Genomic DNA, 19860 nt, shown 5'->3' with positions numbered 1-19860 from the left:
GCCTTGCGTCGGCCGTTACGGCTGGCGGACGTCCATCCGGCTCACCAGGCCGTCGGCCCGGAACGTGTAGACGTGCTCGACCGTCGTCGGCGCCCAGTGGTCGCCCGTCTCGTCCCGGAGCCCGGGCCGCACGGTCGCCACGACCCGCCGCCCGTCGTCGTCGAGCCGCAGCCGCTCCAGGTGCACCAAGGGATGCATCACCGCGAACTGCCGCGCCCAGTAGGCGCGGACCGCCGCGATGCCGCGAGCGCGGGTGTTGTCCAGGAGATTCGGCCAGTCCACGTCGGGTGCCAGGGAGCGGGGGATGAACGCATCGCGCTCTTCGGTACTGAAGACGGCGTACATCTGCCGCAAGAGGGCTTCGTGCGCGGGAGGCACATCGGAAGCAGGCATGGCGTTCCTCACGTAGGCGGCAACTCCAGCCAAGCACCGCCCCACGCGCGGGACATCCCTCAGAAGACCGACTTCGCCGTACGGACGTCAGTTCCCCGCAACGGACTTGACCGCCACGGACACCGGCGTGGACCCGCTGACCAGCTCCAGCGTCAGGCCCGCCGTCGCCGACGAATCGACGAGCTCGGCGAGGACCGCGGCCACGTCGTCACGCGGGATCGGCCCGCGCCCGGTCGACGCCTCCAGGCGCACGAGACCGGTGCCCGCGTCGTCCGTCAGCATGCCGGGGCGCAGGATCGTCCAGTCCAGGGCCTTGCGACCGCGTACGGAGGCATCGGCCTCGCCTTTGGCCCGCAGATAGGCGTCGAAGATCTCGTCGCCCTGGTGTGCGGGGTCCGCGCCCATCGACGACACGACGACGAAGCGCCGCACGCCCGCGCGCTCCGCCGCGTCCGCGAACAGCACGGCGGCATCGCGGTCCACGGTGTTCTTGCGGTCGGCGCCGCTGCCCGGTCCCGCGCCCGCCGCGAAGACGGCCGCGTCGGCGCCTTCCAGGAGCCCGGCGACCTCGTCGACGGACGCCGACTCCAGGTCGCACAGCGCCGCTTCGGCGCCCGCGGCCCGCAGCTCGCCCTCCTGCCCGCTTCTGCGGACGAGCCCGACGACCTCGTCACCCCGCGCGGCGAGCAACCGCTCGAGCCGCAGCGCGATCTGACCATGACCACCAGCGATGACAATGCGCATGTCTCCGACCGTACGACAGCCCCCGCAAGATCGCCCCGCGCACGCGGGAGCACGTCAGGCCGCGCCGCCCGCCCTCAGGAGGGTTCCGCGCCCTTCGTCCGACCTGGGCCGCTCCCCTTCGAGCGGCCCTGCCGCGGCAGGTCGAGCGCGACGGCGGCCGCCGAGTCGCAGTACTCCCGCACCGCGCTCGTCCGTGCCACCACGCGCCCCCGGTGCACCACGATGCGGCTGTACGCGAGCGAGAGCGCGCCCGCGAGATGGTCGCCCCGCACTGCGAGCAGTTCGGCGGGGAAGCCCGCCTCCACCCGGACCTGGGGCAGCCCCATCGCGGCCCGCGCCCCCGAGCTGACCGCGCCGTACGCGTCCTCGGGACGCAGCCCGCACCGCGAGGCCAGCAGATAGGCGGCCTCCAGCGGATCCCCCCGCCCCACGGGATTCGCCACGTCCCGCATGGCCCCGCTGCCCGCGGCGACCCGCACCCCGGCCGCCCGCAGCAGCCGCACCGGGGCCACCGCGCCCCGCCGCTCCACGCTTCCGCAGCCGCCCTGCGGCAGGCACACCACCGTCACGCCGGCCGCCGCCAGCTGTTCCGCGGTGCGTGCGGCCACGTCCGACGGCAGCCGCCCGAGCCCGCCGCACGGCCCGATCGTCACCCCGGGCCGCAGCCCGCCCGCCATCGCCGCGAGCCGACCGAGCCGCGCCGGATCGCTGCCGTCCGTGTGCAGGTCGACGGGGCAGCCGTGCTCGGCGGCGACCTCCAGCACGGCCTCCACGTACCCGGTCGGATCGGGATCCAGGTCGGGGCAGCCGCCCACCACGGAGGCGCCCATCTTCACCGCGTCCCGCAGCATCGCGAGCCCGTCGGCACCGGCCACCCCGGTCAGCAGGCGCGGCACGGCCACGGTCGCAAGGTCGACCAGGCCGCGCAGCGAACGCCGTGCCTGCAGCACCGCCTCCATCGACGTGAGCCCCGGGACGTCGCCGATCCGCACGTGCGAGCGCAGCGCCGTCGCGCCGTGCCCGAGCTGCAGCAGGGCGGCCTCGGTGGCCCTGCGCTGGACGTCGGCGACTTCGTACGAGACCGGGCCCTCCGCGTCCGCGGACAGTGCCGTGTCGCTGTGCGCGTGCGGTTCGGCCGTGGCCGGCAGCAGGAGGTAGCCGCCGAGGTCCACGCGCGCGGAGTGCGCGGTCAGGCTGCCCGCCGTGCCGACCGCTTCGATGCGCCCGGAGCCGAGCCGCACGTCCACGGTCCGGCCGTCGGTCAGCCGGGCGCCGCAGAGGAGCAGCGCGGAGGCGTCGGCGTCGTCACCTGAGGAGCCGGAAGAGCCGGATGACCCGGAGGAGTGGGGCTGCGGCTGGCTGTCGGGCATCGCGCTCCTGAGGTTCGGGGGCGGCTGCGGGGCATGGCGTCGTCCGGGGTGGAGGTGTCCGGGACCGAGACGTCCAAGATCACGCAGGGTGGGTCGAGCCTAGGGCGACGACCGGCCCTCTTCGAGGAGGAGCGGAATAGTCGTACCGGCGTGGTGTGAGCCTCAGGGGAAGCCTCGCCACGAGGCGCTGACCCCGCGTGGCGGGTGACGCCCGACCAGCGTGGCGGGAGACGTTCGACCGGTGTCGCGGGAGGGGCCGAACCGGTGTGGCGCGAGGCGCCGAAGTGACGTCCTGAGGCGCCCGGGACGCCTGCCGAGATGCCCCCGGACAGCCCCGTCGAAACGGATTTGGGCGATCGGCGACCGAGCGTGTAATGTCTTCATCGCTCGCCCCAATAGCTCAGTCGGTAGAGCGTCTCCATGGTAAGGAGAAGGTCTGCGGTTCGATTCCGCATTGGGGCTCTGATGTTGGTTGATCCTCACCCTCGGGTGAGGTGATCCGGCATCGCAGCGGTGTAGCTCAGTCGGTAGAGCAAGCGGCTCATAATCGCTGTGTCACCGGTTCAAGTCCGGTCACCGCTACTCATTTGGTAGCCGATTGTGGGGTCGGACCTTCGATCGGCTACTATTTTTTTGCGTTCATCCGTCCATCCGTCCGTCAAGGAGCACTCACGTGGCTGCCACAGACGTCCGCCCGAAGATCACGCTGGCCTGCGTGGAGTGCAAGGAGCGGAACTACATCACCAAGAAGAACCGGCGTAACGACCCGGACCGTCTTGAGATGAAGAAGCACTGCCCGCGCTGCAACGCGCACACTGCGCACCGCGAAACGCGCTAGATACAGGCTCGTACACGAGGCCGTCCCCGATTTCTGGGGGCGGCCTCGCGTCGTTTACCCATACCTGCAGGAGGTACCGAGTCCATGGCGCTCGACCAGTCCTTCGTGGGGCGGTCCTACCCGCCCACCGATCCTTACGAGGTCGGCCGGGAGAAGATCCGTGAGTTCGCCGAGTCGGTGGGCGACGCCAACCCCGCGTACACCGACGCGGAGGCCGCCAAGGCGTTCGGACACCCTGATGTGATCGCTCCGCCGACCTTTGTGTTCGCCATCTCGTTCAAGGCCGCGGCCAAGGTGATCGAGGACCCGCAGCTGGGGCTCGACTACAGCCGCGTCGTGCACGGCGACCAGAAGTTCGCGTACACCCGCCCGGTGCGTGCGGGGGACCGGCTCACGGTCACCTCGACCATCGACGGCATCAAGTCGCTGGCGGGCAACGACATCCTGGACATCCGCGGCGAGGTCCACGACGAGGCCGGCGAGCACGTCGTGACCGCCTGGACCAAGCTCGTCGCGCGTGCGGCGGCGGAGCCCGCGGCAGAGGGAGCGTGACGCGATGACCGCCAAGATTTCGTACGACAGCGTCGAGGTCGGCACCGAGCTGACGGCCCAGAGCTTCCCTGTGACGCGTGCCACGCTCGTCCGTTACGCGGGCGCCTCCGGTGACTTCAACCCAATCCACTGGAACGAGAAGTTCGCGGTCGAGGTCGGCCTTCCCGACGTCATCGCGCACGGCATGTTCACCATGGCCGAGGCGATCCGTGTCGTCACGGACTGGGTGGGTGACCCGGCCGCCGTCGTCGAGTACGGCGTGCGCTTCACCAAGCCCGTCGTGGTCCCGAACGACGACAAGGGCGCGCTGATCGAGGTCAGCGCCAAGGTCGCCCAGAAGCTCGACGACAACCGGGTCCGGGTGGACCTGGTGGCGATGAGCGCGGGCCAGAAGGTGCTGGGGATGTCCCGCGCCGTGGTCCAGCTCGCCTGATCGCTGAACCACCGCGCAAGCAGAACATGCAGGTACAGGCAGGAACATGCACGTAAGAGGCGCCCGCAATAGCGGGCGCCTCTTACGTGTCCGCCCTCTTGCGGCGCACCGCGTCGGGTCGGCGCCGTACCGGCCCCGCCCGCTCTCACCCCCTGTCGGGCCCGGACCGTACCCTTGAGCACGTGCAGGAACTCCACGATGCTCCCCTCGCCCCGCTGACCACCTTCCGGCTCGGCGGTCCCGCGACCCGTCTGATCACCGCGACGACCGACGCCGAGGTGATCGACGCCGTCCGCGAAGCCGACGACTCCGGGACCCCGCTGCTGCTCATCGGCGGCGGCTCGAACCTGGTCATCGGGGACAAGGGCTTCGACGGCACCGCTCTGCGCATCGCCACGAAGGGCTTCGAACTCGACGGTACGAGCCTTGAGCTGGCGGCCGGCGAGGTGTGGACCGACGCCGTGGCCCGCGTCGTGGAGGCCGGTCTCGCGGGCATCGAGTGCCTCGCCGGGATCCCGGGCTCCGCGGGTGCGACGCCGATCCAGAACGTGGGGGCGTACGGCCAGGAGGTCTCGTCGACCATCACCGAAGTGATCGCGTACGACCGGAAGACGCACGAGACGGTCACCGTCACGAACGCCGAGTGCGACTTCTCGTACCGCCACAGCCGTTTCAAGGCCGAACCCGACCGCTTCGTGGTGCTGCGTGTCCGCTTCGCGCTGGAGGACGCCCAGGGGATGAGCGCCCCCCTCAAGTACCCGGAGACGGCCCGCACGCTCGGCGTCGAGGCCGGTGACCGGGTGCCCGCGGCCGTCGCCCGCGAGACCGTCCTGAAGCTGCGCGCCGGCAAGGGCATGGTGCTCGACCCCGAGGACCACGACAGCTGGTCGGCCGGCTCCTTCTTCACCAACCCGATCCTCACCGAGGAGGAGTTCACCGCCTTCCACGCGCGCGTGGTGGACCGTCTCGGTGCGGACGTGGCGCCCCCCGCCTTCCCGACGGAGGACGGCCGCGTGAAGACCTCCGCCGCCTGGCTCATCGACAAGGCGGGCTTCACCAAGGGCTACGGAGAGGGCCCGGCCCGCATCTCCACCAAGCACACGCTCGCCCTCACCAACCGCGGCGGCGCGACCACGGAGGACCTGCTGGCCCTCGCCCGTGAGGTCGTCGCCGGAGTACGGGAGGCCTTCGGGGTCACGCTGGTCAACGAGCCGGTGACGGTGGGCGTCAGCCTCTGAGCGGCCCCTGGGCCCCCTGGCCTCTGCGCCCCTGAGCCCCTGATGGGCCGGGCCGCTAGTAGGCGACGCCCACGCCCTGCTTCACCGTCGACGCGTCCTCGACCGCCGCCAGCATCGCGTGCGCCACGTCGGCCCTGCCGATGAACCGCCCGCTGACCGGTGTGCCCCCGACGACCTTGCGGTAGCCGCCCGTCACCGGCTTGTCCTGGAGCCTCGGCGGGCGCACGGACGTCCAGTCCGTCGCGCTGCTCGCCAGCTCCGCCTCCATGGCCCGCAGATCGTCGTACACGGGCTTCAGGATCCTGCTGACCAGGGCTCCCATGATCCGGTCGATCACCGGCTCCCGCTCGGCCGGCGGCCCGACCGGCGCCGCGCTCACCACCACCAGCCTGCGCACCCCCTCGGCCTCCATGGCGTGCACCACGGACCGCGTGAGCCTCGCCGTGATCCCCGCGTCCGCCTTCTTGCGCGCCCCAAGGCCGGAGAGGACCGCGTCCCGCCCGGCCACCGCGGCCCGCAGGGACTCCGGGTCGCTCAGGTCGGCCCGGAACACTTCGAGGTCCTCTCCCGTCACGCTCAGCCGTGCTGGATCACGCACGACGGCCGTGACCTCGTGACCCGCTGCGAGCGCCTGCCGGACGATCTGCCCGCCGACACCCCCGGTCGCACCGAACACCGTGAGCTTCATCGCACACCCTCCCAAGGTGGGTAAGTATTCACTCACCCCTAGAGTGAGTATCCACTCACCCATTCGTCAAGGTTGGTTGGACGGCACATGCAGCAGAAGCCCACCCGCGCCCGCATCCTCGACGCGGCGCACGAACTCATGCTCACCATCGGCCTCGCCCGTGCCACCACCAAGGAGATCGCCAAGGCGGCGGGCTGCTCCGAAGCCGCGCTCTACAAGCACTTCGCGAGCAAGGAGGAGCTGTTCGTGGCGGTCCTCCAGGAGCGGCTGCCCCGCCTCGGCCCGCTCCTGCGCCGCCTCGCCGAGGACCCGGGGGAGCGCCCCGTGGAGGAGAACCTCGCCGAGATCGCCCGCCTGGCCAGCCACTTCTACGCCCAGAGCTTCCCGATCGCCGCATCCCTGTACGCCGAGCCCAAGCTCATGCGCCGTCACGCGGACTCCATGCAGGAGATGGGCACGGGCCCGCACATGCCCATCGAGGCCCTCGACGCCTACCTGCGCGCCGAACGCGACGCCGGCCGCATCGACCCCGGAGCCGACACGTTCGCGGCCGCCTCGCTCCTGCTGGGCGCCTGTGCCCAGCGCGCCTTCGCCTACGACTCGATGATCGGCAAGCAACCCCCGCAGCCCGTCGACGAGTTCGCCGCGGCCCTCGCCCGCACCCTCCTCGCGGGCATCAGCCGCTGAGCCACTCCTCGATCCCCGCCAGGAGCTTCTCCCGTACGTCGACGGGGGCGGCCGAGCCGCGCACCGACTGCCGGGCGAGCTCCGCCAGGTCGCTGTCGTCGAAGGCGTGGTGCCTGCGCACGATCTCGTACTGCGCGGCCAGCCGTGACCCGAAGAGCAGCGGATCGTCGGCCCCGAGAGCCATCGGCACCCCGGCGTCGAACAAGGTGCGCAGCGGTACGTCCTCGGGCTTGTCGTAGACACCCAGCGCCACGTTCGACGCCGGGCACACCTCGCAGGTCACGCCCCGCTCGGCCAGCCGCTTCAGGAGCCGCGGGTCCTCGGCTGCCCGCACCCCGTGCCCGATCCGCCCCGCGTGCAGGTCGTCCAGGCAGTCCCGCACGGAGGCGGGCCCGCTGAGCTCACCGCCGTGCGGGGCGGCGAGCAGGCCGCCGTCCCGCGCGATCGCGAAGGCCCGGTCGAAGTCCCGTGCGAAGCCCCGGCGTTCGTCGTTGGAGAGCCCGAAGCCGACGACGCCGCGATCGGCGTACCGCACCGCGAGCCGGGCCAGCGTGCGGGCGTCCAGAGGGTGCTTCATGCGGTTCGCGGCGACGAGCACGCGCATTCCGAGGCCGGTGTCCCGTGAGGCGCTCTCGACGGCGTCCAGGATGATTTCCAGGGCCGGGATGAGCCCACCGAGCCTCGGCGCGTACGACGTCGGGTCGACCTGGATCTCCAGCCACCCCGACCCGTCCCGTATGTCCTCCTCGGCGGCCTCCCGCACCAGGCGCTGGATGTCCTCGGGCTCCCGCAGGCAGGACCGCGCCATGTCGTAGAGCCGCTGGAAGCGGAACCACCCGCGTTCGTCGGTCGCCCGAAGCTGCGGAGGCTCACCCCCGGTCAGTGCCGGGGGCAGTCGCACCCCGTACTTGTCGGCGAGTTCCAGCAGGGTCGTGGGCCGCATCGACCCGGTGAAGTGCAGATGCAGGTGGGCCTTGGGCAGCTCTCTTACGTCACGTACACGCTCCATTCAAGGATCTTGCCGTACGTACGTGGCGTCCCGGAAGCCACTTTCCCCCTTCGAGGTCTCCCCCGAACGAAGAAACGGGCCGCCTCCCCGGAGAGGGAGACGGCCCGGAGACCGGGAAGGCCGGAGAAATCAGTCGCGGGCCTCGGCCAGGAGCTTCTGGATCCGCGAGACGCCCTCGACGAGGTCCTCGTCGCCCAGGGCGTACGAAAGGCGCAGGTAACCCGGCGTCCCGAAGGCCTCGCCAGGAACGACCGCGACCTCGGCCTCCTCCAGGATCAGTGCGGCGAGCTCCACGGAGTTCTGCGGGCGCTTGCCGCGGATCTCCTTTCCGATGAGGCCCTTCACGGAGGGGTACGCGTAGAAGGCGCCCTCGGGCTCGGGGCAGAAGACGCCCTCGATGTCGTTCAGCATCCGCACCATGGTCTTGCGGCGCCGGTCGAAGGCCTCGCGCATCTTCTCGACGGCGGTCAGATCGCCGGAGACGGCCGCGATGGCCGCCACCTGCGCCACATTGGAGACGTTCGACGTGGCGTGCGACTGGAGGTTCGTCGCGGCCTTCACGACATCCTTCGGGCCGACGATCCACCCCACGCGCCAGCCGGTCATCGCGTACGTCTTGGCCACGCCGTTGACCACGATGCACTTGTCGCGCAGCTCGGGCAGGATCGCGGGGAGCGAGGTGAACTTCGCGTCTCCGTAGACGAGGTGTTCGTAGATCTCGTCGGTCATGACCCACAGGCCGTGCTCGACGGCCCAGCGGCCGATCGCCTCGGCGTCGGCCTCGCTGTAGACGGCGCCCGTCGGGTTGGACGGCGACACGAAGAGGACGACCTTGGTGCGCTCGGTGCGCGCGGCCTCCAGCTGCTCCACGGAGACGCGGTAGCCGGTGGTCTCGTCGGCCACGACGTCGACCGGCACACCGCCCGCGAGACGGATCGACTCCGGGTACGTCGTCCAGTAGGGAGCCGGGACGATGACCTCGTCGCCCGGGTCGAGGATCGCGGCGAACGCCTCGTAGATCGCCTGCTTGCCGCCGTTCGTCACCAGGACCTGCGAGGCGTCGACCTCGTAGCCGGAGTCGCGCAGCGTCTTCGCGGCGATCGCGGCCTTGAGCTCGGGAAGTCCGCCGGCCGGGGTGTAGCGGTGGTACTTCGGGTTCTTGCAGGCCTCGACGGCGGCTTCGACCACGTAGTCGGGCGTCGGGAAGTCGGGCTCACCCGCGCCGAAACCGATCACCGGCCGTCCCGCGGCCTTGAGGGCCTTCGCCTTGGCGTCGACGGCGAGGGTCGCGGACTCGGAGATCGCGCCGACGCGGGCGGAAACCCTGCGCTCGGTGGGAGAAGTGGAAGCGCTCATCGCCCCATCGTTCCAGACCCGAAACACCCCTGGCACAGGGGTTTACACGACCGCCGGAACTGATTCTGTTCGACGGAGGGCCGCAGAGCACGTACACTCACTGCTCGTTGGCCCTCACCGGCCGCACCTTCTCCTCGCACTCTGTGCACTCGGGCGGATGCGGTAGGTTGGGGGAAATCAAAGGGTCGTAGCTCAATTGGTAGAGCACTGGTCTCCAAAACCAGCGGTTGGGGGTTCAAGTCCCTCCGGCCCTGCTACACACTCCTCTCGGATGTGTGCGCATGTACGTACTGCATTGCACCGCCGTGCGGCTCATACCGGGCGCGGCACGGCCACGACCCGGAATCAGGTGAGGACGAGTGACGGACGCCGTGGGCTCCATCGACATGCCTGATGCCCAGGACGAGGCGCCGGAGTCCAAGAAGAAGGCCCGCAAGGGTGGCAAGCGCGGCAAGAAGGGCCCCTTCGGCCGTCTCGCGCTCTTCTACCGCCAGATCGTCGCGGAACTCCGCAAGGTCGTCTGGCCGACTCGCAATCAGCTCACGACGTACACCACCGTGGTGATTGTCTTCGTCGTCATCATGATCGGTCTTGTGACCGTGATTGACTATGGGCTCAACCAGGCCGTCAAGTACGTCTTCGGCTGAGCCGAGAGCGAAGGGCGCCGTACCCGGCGCCCGTTTCGCGCGTTCCACCCCTCTGTATCCAGGAAGAAGCAGCCACCGTGTCTGACCCGAACCTGAACGACGCCGTTGAGCCGCGCGTGGATTCCGAGGAGTCCGTGAAGGACGAGCTCGACATCGTCGAGGCGGCGGACGCCGAGGACCCGGACCAGGCCGAGGCTGCTGACGCCGCCGCGGGCGCACCCGCCGAGGAGTCGGCGCTGCACGTCGAGACCGACACCGAGTCTGCCGAGGCCGATGACGCCGAGGCCGGTGACGAAGCCGCCGCCGAGTCCGACGAGGACGCCGAGGCCGTCGCCGATGACGAGTCCGAAGAGGGCACCGAGGCCGCCGAGTCCGCAGAGGACGAGGAGGAGGCCGAGCCGGTCGACCCGATCGTGGCCCTGCGCGAAGAGCTCCGTACCCTCCCCGGCGAGTGGTACGTCATCCACACGTACGCCGGTTACGAGAACCGCGTGAAGACCAACCTCGAGCAGCGTGCCGTCTCGCTGAACGTCGAGGACTTCATCTTCCAGGCCGAGGTGCCGCAGGAAGAGGTCGCGCAGATCAAGAACGGCGAGCGCAAGACGATCCGTCAGAACAAGCTCCCCGGATACGTCCTGGTGCGCATGGACCTGACGAACGAGTCCTGGGGCGTCGTCCGCAACACCCCCGGCGTCACCGGCTTCGTGGGCAACGCCTACGACCCGTACCCGCTGACCCTGGACGAGATCGTCAAGATGCTCGCTCCCGAGGCCGAGGAGAAGGCAGCCCGTGAGGCCGCCGAGGCCGAGGGCAAGCCGGCTCCGTCCCGCAAGGTCGAGGTCCAGGTGCTGGACTTCGAGGTCGGCGACTCGGTCACCGTCACCGACGGCCCGTTCGCGACGCTGCAGGCGACGATCAACGAGATCAACGCCGACTCGAAGAAGGTCAAGGGTCTCGTCGAGATCTTCGGCCGCGAGACCCCGGTCGAGCTCAGCTTCGACCAGATCCAGAAGAACTAGCCTTCGCGGCTTCCTCTGGAACACACGCCTCCGACCAGGTCAGACCGGCTCTCAAAGCCTGTCTGACCTGCTCGGTTTTTGGCCGCGCGACTATACCCGTTATCGTGGTGCGGTATGCCTCCATCCGGATGACTGGATGGTGGCTGGAAACTCTCACTAGGACCCGGAGAGAGCAATGCCTCCCAAGAAGAAGAAGGTCACGGGGCTTATCAAGCTCCAGATCCAGGCCGGCGCAGCCAACCCGGCCCCGCCGGTCGGCCCCGCGCTGGGCCAGCACGGCGTCAACATCATGGAGTTCTGCAAGGCCTACAACGCCGCGACCGAGTCGCAGCGTGGCTGGGTCATCCCGGTGGAGATCACGGTCTACGAAGACCGCTCCTTCACCTTCGTGACCAAGACTCCGCCGGCCGCCAAGATGATCCTCAAGGCCGCGGGTGTCGAGAAGGGCTCCGGCGAGCCGCACAAGACCAAGGTCGCCAAGATCACCGAGGCGCAGGTCCGCGAGATCGCCACCACCAAGATGGAAGACCTCAACGCCAACGACCTGGACGCCGCGTCGAAGATCATCGCCGGCACCGCCCGTTCCATGGGCATCACGGTCGAGGGCTAAGAGCTTTCCCCGTCTGACCTTTCTCAGTGGTAGGACCAAGCGCTGGTCCGCACCACGACTCCACACCTGAAACCAACAGGAGCAGAAGTGAAGCGCAGCAAGACTCTCCGCGCTGCGGACGCCAAGATCGACCGGGACAAGCTCTACGCCCCGCTCGAGGCCGTCCGTCTCGCCAAGGAGACCTCCGCGACCAAGTTCGACGGCACCGTCGAGGTCGCCTTCCGCCTGGGTGTCGACCCGCGCAAGGCCGACCAGATGGTCCGTGGCACCGTGAACCTCCCGCACGGCACCGGCAAGACCGCCCGGGTCCTGGTCTTCGCGACCGGTGACCGTGCTGCGGCCGCGGAAGCCGCTGGGGCCGACATCGTCGGCGCCGACGAGCTCATCGACGAGGTCGCCAAGGGTCGCCTGGACTTCGACGCCGTCGTCGCCACGCCGGACCTCATGGGCAAGGTCGGCCGCCTCGGCCGCGTGCTCGGTCCGCGTGGTCTGATGCCGAACCCGAAGACCGGCACCGTGACCCCCGACGTCGTGAAGGCTGTCAACGACATCAAGGGCGGCAAGATCGAGTTCCGCGTCGACAAGCACTCGAACCTGCACTTCATCATCGGCAAGGTCTCCTTCGACGAGACCAAGCTGGTGGAGAACTACGCCGCGGCCCTGGAGGAGATCCTCCGTCTGAAGCCGTCGGCCGCCAAGGGTCGCTACATCAAGAAGGCCGCCATCGCCACCACGATGGGCCCCGGCATTCCGCTGGACAGCAACCGCACCCGCAACCTCCTCACCGAGGAGGACCCGGCCGCCGTCTGAATCTGACGGCAGTCGCGTCGCGCACGCGTTTCTGACGACGGGCCCCGCAACCTTTCGAGGTGCGGGGCCCGTCCTCGTATGCGTGCGGTTCCTCAGAGCACTCGGGGGACTGTGCCAGCGTGCGGGATTCACACGAGTGCAAGGGGTGGGATGTCATGAACAGCACGACCATGCGACGCGCAGGCCTGTCGATCGCGGTGGCCGCCGCGTTGACCGGGGTCGCGGCCTGTGGCTCCTCCGACGGCGGCGGTGACGCGAAGAGCGGCAAGAAGGGCTCCGTGGCCCTCAGCCCCGTGGCGGCCCTGCGCTCCATCGACGACAAGACCGGCGACGCCGACTCGGCCAAGATCGAGAGCAAGACGGTCATGGGGACCAAGATGTCGATGGACATGACGGGCTCCATGGCGTGGTCGGACGGCATCACCGGCAATGTCACCGCGACCCTCACGGGCGGCACGCAGGCCGAGCAGATGAAGCAGATGGGTCAGTCGAAGATCGACTACCGCTATCTGAAGGACGGGTTCTACGCGAACATGGGGGACCAGTTCGCCTCGCAGGCCGGTGGCGGCAAGCACTGGCTCGCGTACGACTACGACACGCTGGCCGAGATGAGCGGCGCCGCCGGCGACGCGTTCAAGGACCAGATGCAGAACACCACCCCGAACCAGTCGGTCAAGATGCTTCTCGCTTCGGGAGACGTGAAGCGCGTGGGCGAGGAGAAGGTCCGCGGGACGCGGACGACCCACTACTCGGGGACCGTCGACGCCGCGGACCTAACCGGCAAGAGCGCGGACCTCGACGCCGGGCAGATGGCCGAGCTGAAGAAGCAGTTCAAGCAGGTCGGCCTGACCACGCAGACGGTCGACATCTGGGTCAACGACGAAGACCTCCTGGTCAAGAAGACCGAGAAGGGCGAGACGAACGAGGGCGGGTTCTCACAGACGGCCTACTACAGCGACTACGGCACCCCCGTGTCCGTGGAGAAGCCCCCGTCCTCGGACACCCTGAGCTTCAAGGACCTCATGAACCGGCAGCCGCAGGCCTGACCTCGGACGTCGGGTATTCTCGCCAGACCTAATTGTGTCGATCATGTGTTCCTAGGGGTGGGGTCATGACTGTGAAGAGAATGGCGGGCGCTGTACTCGCCACCACACTGCTGTGTACGGGCGCGGTGGCCTGCGGAGGCTCCGACAAGGACGACAAGGCCAAGGGGACGGGCTCGGGGGAGACCCAGTCCCGGTCGCAGGTGACCGAGGTCATCACGGCGGCGTACGAGAAGACCTCGAAGGCCAAGTCGGCCAAGGTCGAGATGACGATGACGGCGCCGAAGTCCATGGGCGGCTCCAGCGGCAACATGAAGATGTCCGGTGTCATGGGCTGGGACCCGACCGTCATGGACATGACGATGTCGGGCTCGGCGCTCACCGAGGGCGACCCGCAGGCTCCGGACAAGGTCCGGATGATCTGGCGCGACAACGTGATCTACATGGACGCCGGGGCTGCCGCCGCCAAGGAGATGGACGGCAAGCACTGGATGAAGATGGACCTCAACTCCATCGCCGAGCAGGCCGGTGACGAGAAGCTCGCGAAGCAGATGACCGGCGGCCTGGACAGCATGAACCAGGACCCGGCGCAGCAGCTCGCCATGCTCCTGGACTCGCCGAACCTCAAGCACGCCGGTCCCGCGAAGGTCGACGGCGTGCAGACCCAGCGCTACAAGGGCCGGCTCTCCGTCAAGGAGATGATGGCGTCCAACAAGGGCCTCGACGAGATGCTCGGCAAGGGCGAGCGCGAGAAGCTCCTCAAGAACATCGAGAAGTCGGGCATCAAGGGGTACGACACCGAGGTCTGGGTCAATGAGGACGACTACCCCGTCCGCATGGACATCGACATCAAGAGCCCCGAGGGCACGATGAAGACCTCGCAGAAGTTCTCCGACTACGGGACGACCGCCGAGGTGTCCGCCCCGCCGGCCGGTAAGACCTTCGACCTGATGGAGATGTTCAAGGAGCTCGGAAAGGGCGCGGGAGCCGGCGAGGACAGCGGTTTCTGACCGCTCTCAAAGGCCCTTACCGCGGCCCTTCCCGGCCGATTTGCCTGACGCGAACCCGTTCGCGTACTCTTCCACAGAAGCCAAAGACCGCTGGTCGTTGCCGTGTGCTCGTAAGAGTGTGCGGCGGCCGAAGGATCCGCTGAAACTGCGGACGACCCGCGTAGGTGACTGTGGAAGTGAGTGCTCCCGGACGGAATTCCGTCAGGTCGAGCTCATGCCCCGGCGCCTGCGCCGGGGCGTTTTGTTTTGTCAGCCCCTTCTGAGCGGTCCTCATCACCCGGAAGGAGGCCGACGCTCTATGCCGACGCCCGACAAGGCTGCCGCGGTAGCCGAGCTCACGGACAAGTTCCGCAGCTCGAACGCCGCCGTGCTGACCGAGTACCGGGGTCTCACCGTGGCCCAGCTCAAGCAGCTGCGCCGTTCGCTCGGTGAGAACTCCGAGTACGCCGTGGTGAAGAACACGCTGACCAAGATCGCGGCCAACCAGGCCGGGATCAACCAGCTGGACGACCTGTTCGCGGGTCCGACCGCTGTTGCCTTCGTCACCGGTGACCCGGTGGTGTCGGCGAAGGGTCTTCGTGACTTCGCCAAGGACAACCCCAACCTCGTCATCAAGGGCGGTGTCCTTGATGGCAAGGCGCTGTCCGCCGACGAGATCAAGAAGCTCGCGGACCTCGAGTCCCGCGAGGTTCTGCTCGCCAAGCTGGCCGGCGCGCTGAAGGGCAAGCAGACGCAGACTGCGCAGCTCTTCCAGGCTCTGCCGTCGAAGTTCGTCCGCACCGCGGAAGCGCTTCGCGCCAAGAAGGCCGAGCAGGGCGGTGCCGAGTAATTCGGCTCGCGCATTGATCGCCGCCCGCTAGGGCGACGGTCGCAGCGGGCCGAACGTACGCCCGCCTTCATATACACCCGGCACCAGCCGAATTAGTGGAAGGATCGCCCATCATGGCGAAGCTCAGCCAGGAAGACCTGCTTGCCCAGTTCGAGGAGCTCACCCTCATCGAGCTCTCCGAGTTCGTGAAGGCCTTCGAGGAGAAGTTCGACGTCACCGCCGCCGCGGCCGTCGCCGCCGCCCCGGCCGGCCCGGGCGCCCCGGTCGAGGCCGCCGAGGAGCAGGACGAGTTCGACGTCATCCTCACCGGCGCCGGCGAGAAGAAGATCCAGGTCATCAAGGTCGTGCGCGAGCTCACCTCCCTGGGCCTCAAGGAGGCCAAGGACCTCGTCGACGGCACCCCGAAGCCGGTCCTCGAGAAGGTCGCCAAGGAGGCCGCTGACAAGGCTGCCGAGTCCCTCAAGGCCGCCGGCGCCTCCGTCGAGGTCAAGTAACACCTCGCGAGTCGTCTGCCACGCGCCTGTAGGCGTGTAGGTGGCAGGGCTTTTCAGCGCTGCTCAGGCAGCGCTACGCCAAGGGCGATCACCCATCTGGGTGGTCGCCCTTCGGCGTTCTCCGGCGCACCCTTACGGCTGCCTTGCGCAGCCCGTCCCGACGAGTATGGTGATCTTCGTCGTGCCTCCGAACCGCCGTGACGGTGCGCTCCGGGAGCCAAGTCGGGGCAGGGGGGCCTTGACGAACCGCACGCAGCGCGCAATTCTCAGGACGCGTCGTCACAAGGATCCGCATCCGAGGCATGGATCGGCGGCGAAGAGGGCAGTATCGATGTGCATCGAGGGCGTGGCTTGCAGCAGGGGTTGAGAACAACGAGGGTCTCCCAGAACCCGCACTGGACATCAGTGGGCCAACTGGCTACACTGACCCTTTGCGCTGCCTGTTAGCTGCCTCCTGCCCGTCACCAGGGGCATGCCCATGCTTGAGCACTGTGGACCGAATCTTCCCTGACCTGGGAATTCTGTCCCCCTGTCCAACTTGGGACCGGTACGCGCGTAGTGAGTCCGAGCCCTCGGAAGGACCCCCTCTTGGCCGCCTCGCGCACTGCCTCGACCGCGAATACGAACAACGGCGCCAGCACCGCCCCGCTGCGCATCTCCTTTGCAAAGATCAGGGAGCCCCTCGAGGTTCCGAACCTTCTTGCGCTGCAGACCGAGAGCTTTGACTGGCTGCTCGGCAATGACGCGTGGAAGGCTCGTGTCGAGGCGGCTCTCGACAGTGGACAGGACGTCCCCACCAAGTCCGGTCTGGAGGAGATCTTCGAGGAGATCTCTCCGATCGAGGACTTCTCCGGGTCGATGTCCCTGACGTTCCGCGACCACCGTTTTGAGCCCCCGAAGAACTCCATCGACGAGTGCAAGGAGCGCGACTTCACGTTCGCCGCCCCGCTCTTCGTCACTGCCGAGTTCACCAACAACGAGACCGGCGAGATCAAGTCCCAGACGGTCTTCATGGGCGATTTCCCGCTCATGACGAACAAGGGCACCTTCGTCATCAACGGCACCGAGCGTGTCGTCGTGTCGCAGCTGGTCCGTTCGCCGGGTGTCTACTTCGATTCCTCGATCGACAAGACGTCCGACAAGGACATCTTCTCCGCCAAGATCATCCCGTCCCGGGGTGCCTGGCTGGAGATGGAGATCGACAAGCGCGACATGGTCGGTGTCCGCATCGACCGCAAGCGCAAGCAGTCGGTCACCGTTCTGCTCAAGGCTCTCGGTTGGACGACCGAGCAGATCCTCGAGGAGTTCGGCGAGTACGAGTCCATGCGCGCCACCCTGGAGAAGGACCACACCCAGGGCCAGGACGACGCGCTGCTCGACATCTACCGCAAGCTCCGTCCGGGCGAGCCGCCGACGCGTGAGGCTGCTCAGACGCTGCTTGAGAACCTCTACTTCAACCCCAAGCGCTACGACCTCGCGAAGGTCGGCCGCTACAAGGTCAACAAGAAGCTGGGTGCGGACGCTCCGCTCGACGCGGGCATCCTCACGGTCGAGGACATCATCGCCTCGATCAAGTACCTGGTGAAGCTGCACGCCGGTGAGACCGAGACCGTTGGCGACAGCGGCACGTCGATCGTCGTCGAGACCGACGACATCGACCACTTCGGCAACCGTCGTCTGCGCAACGTCGGCGAGCTCATCCAGAACCAGGTCCGCACGGGTCTGGCTCGTATGGAGCGCGTCGTGCGTGAGCGCATGACGACCCAGGACGTCGAGGCGATCACGCCGCAGACCCTGATCAACATTCGCCCGGTCGTGGCGTCGATCAAGGAATTCTTCGGCACCTCGCAGCTGTCGCAGTTCATGGACCAGAACAACCCGCTGTCGGGTCTCACCCACAAGCGCCGTCTGTCGGCGCTTGGCCCGGGTGGTCTCTCCCGTGAGCGGGCCGGCTTCGAGGTCCGTGACGTGCACCCGTCCCACTACGGCCGCATGTGCCCGATCGAGACGCCTGAAGGCCCCAACATTGGTCTGATCGGCTCGCTCGCCTCGTACGGCCGCGTCAACGCGTTCGGCTTCGTCGAGACGCCGTACCGCAAGGTCGTCGAGGGCGTCGTCACCGACGACGTCGACTACCTGACGGCCGACGAGGAAGACCGCTTCGTGATCGCCCAGGCCAACGCCGTGCTGGGTGAGGACATGCGCTTCACCGAGTCGCGCGTCCTGGTCCGCCGTCGTGGCGGCGAGATCGACTACATCCCCGGCGACGACGTCGACTACATGGACGTCTCGCCGCGCCAGATGGTGTCGGTCGCGACCGCGATGATCCCGTTCCTCGAGCACGACGACGCCAACCGTGCCCTCATGGGCGCGAACATGATGCGTCAGGCCGTGCCGCTGATCACCGCCGAGGCTCCCCTCGTCGGCACCGGCATGGAGTACCGCTGTGCGGTCGACGCCGGTGACGTGATCAAGGCCGAGAAGGCGGGTGTGGTCCAGGAGGTCTCCGCGGACTACGTCACGGTCACGAACGACGACGGCACGTACACCACGTACCGCATCGCCAAGTTCTCCCGGTCGAACCAGGGCACCTCGGTCAACCAGAAGGTTGTCGTCGACGAGGGCGCCCGCGTGATCGAGGGCCAGGTCCTGGCCGACGGTCCCGCGACCGAAGAGGGCGAGATGGCCCTCGGCAAGAACCTGCTCGTGGCGTTCATGCCCTGGGAAGGTCACAACTACGAGGACGCGATCATCCTGTCGCAGCGCCTCGTGCAGGACGACGTCCTCTCCTCGATCCACATCGAGGAGCACGAGGTCGACGCCCGTGACACCAAGCTGGGCCCGGAGGAGATCACCCGGGACATCCCGAACGTCTCCGAGGAGGTCCTCGCGGACCTCGACGAGCGCGGCATCATCCGTATCGGTGCCGAGGTCGTCGCCGGCGACATCCTCGTCGGCAAGGTCACGCCCAAGGGTGAGACCGAGCTGACCCCCGAGGAGCGTCTGCTCCGCGCGATCTTCGGTGAGAAGGCGCGCGAGGTGCGCGACACCTCGCTGAAGGTGCCGCACGGCGAGATCGGCAAGGTCATCGGCGTCCGCGTCTTCGACCGTGAAGAGGGCGACGAGCTGCCGCCGGGCGTGAACCAGCTGGTTCGTGTCTACGTGGCGCAGAAGCGCAAGATCACGGACGGTGACAAGCTCGCCGGTCGTCACGGCAACAAGGGCGTCATCTCCAAGATCCTTCCGATCGAGGACATGCCCTTCCTTGAGGACGGCACGCCGGTCGACATCATCCTCAACCCGCTGGGTGTCCCGTCCCGAATGAACCCGGGTCAGGTCCTGGAGATCCACCTCGGCTGGCTCGCCAGCCAGGGCTGGGACGTCTCCGGTCTCAGCGAGGAGTGGGCGCAGAGCCTGCAGCGCATCGGCGCCGACCAGGTCGCCCCGCGGACGAACGTCGCGACCCCGGTCTTCGACGGCGCCCGCGAGGACGAGCTGACCGGCCTCCTCGAGCACACCGTCCCGAACCGCGACGGCGACCGCATGGTCCTCCCGTCCGGCAAGGCGCGGCTGTTCGACGGTCGCTCCGGCGAGCCGTTCCCGGACCCGATCTCGATCGGGTACATGTACATCCTCAAGCTGCACCACCTGGTCGACGACAAGCTCCACGCTCGCTCGACCGGTCCGTACTCCATGATCACCCAGCAGCCGCTGGGTGGTAAGGCTCAGTTCGGTGGTCAGCGCTTCGGTGAGATGGAGGTGTGGGCGCTCGAGGCTTATGGCGCCGCTTACGCCCTCCAGGAGCTGCTGACGATCAAGTCCGACGACGTGACCGGCCGCGTGAAGGTCTACGAGGCCATCGTCAAGGGCGAGAACATCCCCGAGCCCGGCATTCCCGAGTCCTTCAAGGTGCTCATCAAGGAAATGCAGTCGCTCTGCCTCAACGTGGAGGTGCTGTCCTCGGACGGCATGTCCATCGAGATGCGCGACACCGACGAGGACGTCTTCCGCGCGGCGGAAGAGCTCGGTATCGACCTGTCCCGGCGCGAGCCGAGCAGCGTCGAAGAGGTCTGACGGGTTGGCCGGCCGG

Annotated in this window: 20 protein-coding genes and 3 tRNA genes; 17 read left to right on the top strand and 6 right to left on the bottom strand. The window is 68.2% G+C overall.

Features of this window, described 5'->3' with window-relative positions; genetic code table 11:
- Window positions 1–15: 15 nt before the first annotated feature.
- The 3 genes from OG302_RS18325 to OG302_RS18315 form a co-directional block, all read right to left on the bottom strand.
- A complete protein-coding gene (locus tag OG302_RS18325) occupies window positions 16–393 on the bottom strand; it encodes a nuclear transport factor 2 family protein (protein ID WP_371527764.1) in 378 nt (125 codons plus the stop codon).
- Between the two features lie 87 nt (window positions 394–480).
- Window positions 481–1137 (bottom strand): SDR family oxidoreductase, encoded by a 657-nt coding sequence (locus OG302_RS18320; RefSeq protein ID WP_371527763.1) that lies wholly within the window; start codon window positions 1135–1137, stop codon window positions 481–483.
- A 74-nt stretch (window positions 1138–1211) separates the two neighbouring features.
- The gene (locus OG302_RS18315; RefSeq protein ID WP_371527762.1) at window positions 1212–2507 is read right to left on the bottom strand and encodes an amidohydrolase family protein; all 1296 of its coding nucleotides are present in this window, start codon (window positions 2505–2507) and stop codon (window positions 1212–1214) included.
- A 389-nt stretch (window positions 2508–2896) separates the two neighbouring features.
- Here OG302_RS18315 and OG302_RS18310 point away from each other — a divergent pair.
- The 6 genes from OG302_RS18310 to OG302_RS18285 all read left to right on the top strand — a co-directional run bounded on the left by OG302_RS18310 (window position 2897) and on the right by OG302_RS18285 (window position 5568).
- A tRNA-Thr gene (locus OG302_RS18310) sits at window positions 2897–2969 on the top strand.
- 47 nt (window positions 2970–3016) lie between these two features.
- Window positions 3017–3089 (top strand) — tRNA-Met (locus OG302_RS18305).
- A gap of 91 nt (window positions 3090–3180) precedes the next feature.
- Window positions 3181–3345, top strand: a complete 165-nt coding sequence (gene rpmG, locus OG302_RS18300) for a 50S ribosomal protein L33 (protein ID WP_004571794.1) — start codon at window positions 3181–3183, stop codon at window positions 3343–3345.
- A gap of 84 nt (window positions 3346–3429) precedes the next feature.
- Window positions 3430–3897: a MaoC family dehydratase N-terminal domain-containing protein gene (locus OG302_RS18295; protein ID WP_371527761.1), complete on the top strand. Its 468-nt coding sequence runs from the start codon at window positions 3430–3432 to the stop codon at window positions 3895–3897.
- A 4-nt stretch (window positions 3898–3901) separates the two neighbouring features.
- Window positions 3902–4330 carry a MaoC family dehydratase gene (locus tag OG302_RS18290; protein WP_371527760.1) on the top strand — a complete coding sequence of 143 codons (429 nt, stop codon included), beginning with the start codon at window positions 3902–3904 and terminating at the stop codon, window positions 4328–4330.
- A gap of 182 nt (window positions 4331–4512) precedes the next feature.
- Entirely contained in the window at window positions 4513–5568 is a 1056-nt protein-coding gene (locus OG302_RS18285) for a UDP-N-acetylmuramate dehydrogenase (RefSeq protein ID WP_371527759.1), read from the top strand.
- A gap of 55 nt (window positions 5569–5623) precedes the next feature.
- Here OG302_RS18285 and OG302_RS18280 read toward each other — a convergent pair whose 3' ends face one another.
- A complete protein-coding gene (locus tag OG302_RS18280; protein ID WP_371527758.1) occupies window positions 5624–6256 on the bottom strand; it encodes an NAD(P)-dependent oxidoreductase in 633 nt (210 codons plus the stop codon).
- Window positions 6257–6343: 87 nt separating this feature from the next.
- On the opposite strand from OG302_RS18280, the gene OG302_RS18275 reads away from it, so the two are divergent.
- Window positions 6344–6943, top strand: coding sequence for a TetR/AcrR family transcriptional regulator (locus tag OG302_RS18275; RefSeq protein WP_371527757.1), 600 nt, complete (start codon window positions 6344–6346; stop codon window positions 6941–6943).
- Here the strand turns inward: OG302_RS18275 and OG302_RS18270 are convergent.
- Together OG302_RS18270 and OG302_RS18265 are read right to left on the bottom strand one after the other, a co-directional pair.
- Entirely contained in the window at window positions 6933–7952 is a 1020-nt protein-coding gene (locus tag OG302_RS18270; protein ID WP_371527756.1) for an adenosine deaminase, read from the bottom strand. The two genes, OG302_RS18275 and OG302_RS18270, sit on opposite strands and share 11 nt — an antisense overlap.
- A 129-nt stretch (window positions 7953–8081) precedes the next feature.
- Window positions 8082–9308, bottom strand: coding sequence for a pyridoxal phosphate-dependent aminotransferase (locus OG302_RS18265; protein ID WP_371527755.1), 1227 nt, complete (start codon window positions 9306–9308; stop codon window positions 8082–8084).
- 181 nt (window positions 9309–9489) lie between these two features.
- On the opposite strand from OG302_RS18265, the gene OG302_RS18260 reads away from it, so the two are divergent.
- The 10 genes from OG302_RS18260 to rpoB all read left to right on the top strand — a co-directional run bounded on the left by OG302_RS18260 (window position 9490) and on the right by rpoB (window position 19844).
- A tRNA-Trp gene (locus OG302_RS18260) sits at window positions 9490–9562 on the top strand.
- 105 nt (window positions 9563–9667) lie between these two features.
- Window positions 9668–9955: a preprotein translocase subunit SecE gene (gene secE / locus OG302_RS18255; RefSeq protein WP_361837179.1), complete on the top strand. Its 288-nt coding sequence runs from the start codon at window positions 9668–9670 to the stop codon at window positions 9953–9955.
- 77 nt (window positions 9956–10032) lie between these two features.
- Window positions 10033–10974 carry a transcription termination/antitermination protein NusG gene (nusG, locus tag OG302_RS18250; RefSeq protein ID WP_371527754.1) on the top strand — a complete coding sequence of 314 codons (942 nt, stop codon included), beginning with the start codon at window positions 10033–10035 and terminating at the stop codon, window positions 10972–10974.
- A 175-nt stretch (window positions 10975–11149) separates the two neighbouring features.
- Window positions 11150–11584: a 50S ribosomal protein L11 gene (gene rplK, locus OG302_RS18245; protein ID WP_160506641.1), complete on the top strand. Its 435-nt coding sequence runs from the start codon at window positions 11150–11152 to the stop codon at window positions 11582–11584.
- A gap of 87 nt (window positions 11585–11671) precedes the next feature.
- Window positions 11672–12394 (top strand): 50S ribosomal protein L1, encoded by a 723-nt coding sequence (gene rplA / locus OG302_RS18240; RefSeq protein ID WP_361837188.1) that lies wholly within the window; start codon window positions 11672–11674, stop codon window positions 12392–12394.
- Window positions 12395–12549: 155 nt separating this feature from the next.
- On the top strand, window positions 12550–13440 hold the full coding sequence (locus tag OG302_RS18235) for a hypothetical protein (protein ID WP_371527753.1): 891 nt from the start codon (window positions 12550–12552) through the stop codon (window positions 13438–13440).
- Window positions 13441–13505: 65 nt separating this feature from the next.
- Window positions 13506–14447 (top strand): hypothetical protein, encoded by a 942-nt coding sequence (locus tag OG302_RS18230; protein ID WP_371527752.1) that lies wholly within the window; start codon window positions 13506–13508, stop codon window positions 14445–14447.
- A gap of 298 nt (window positions 14448–14745) precedes the next feature.
- Window positions 14746–15276 (top strand): 50S ribosomal protein L10, encoded by a 531-nt coding sequence (rplJ, locus tag OG302_RS18225; RefSeq protein ID WP_361837195.1) that lies wholly within the window; start codon window positions 14746–14748, stop codon window positions 15274–15276.
- Between the two features lie 113 nt (window positions 15277–15389).
- Window positions 15390–15770: a 50S ribosomal protein L7/L12 gene (gene rplL / locus OG302_RS18220; RefSeq protein ID WP_361389587.1), complete on the top strand. Its 381-nt coding sequence runs from the start codon at window positions 15390–15392 to the stop codon at window positions 15768–15770.
- Window positions 15771–16358: 588 nt separating this feature from the next.
- A complete protein-coding gene (rpoB, locus tag OG302_RS18215) occupies window positions 16359–19844 on the top strand; it encodes a DNA-directed RNA polymerase subunit beta (RefSeq protein ID WP_371527751.1) in 3486 nt (1161 codons plus the stop codon).
- The last annotated feature ends 16 nt before the right edge of the window (window positions 19845–19860 follow it).

This window comes from Streptomyces sp. NBC_01283, from assembly GCF_041435335.1.
Taxonomy (GTDB): Bacteria; Actinomycetota; Actinomycetes; order Streptomycetales; family Streptomycetaceae; genus Streptomyces.
Note: the sequence above shows the minus strand (reverse complement) of the source record. Positions and strands in the feature narration are given on the sequence as shown.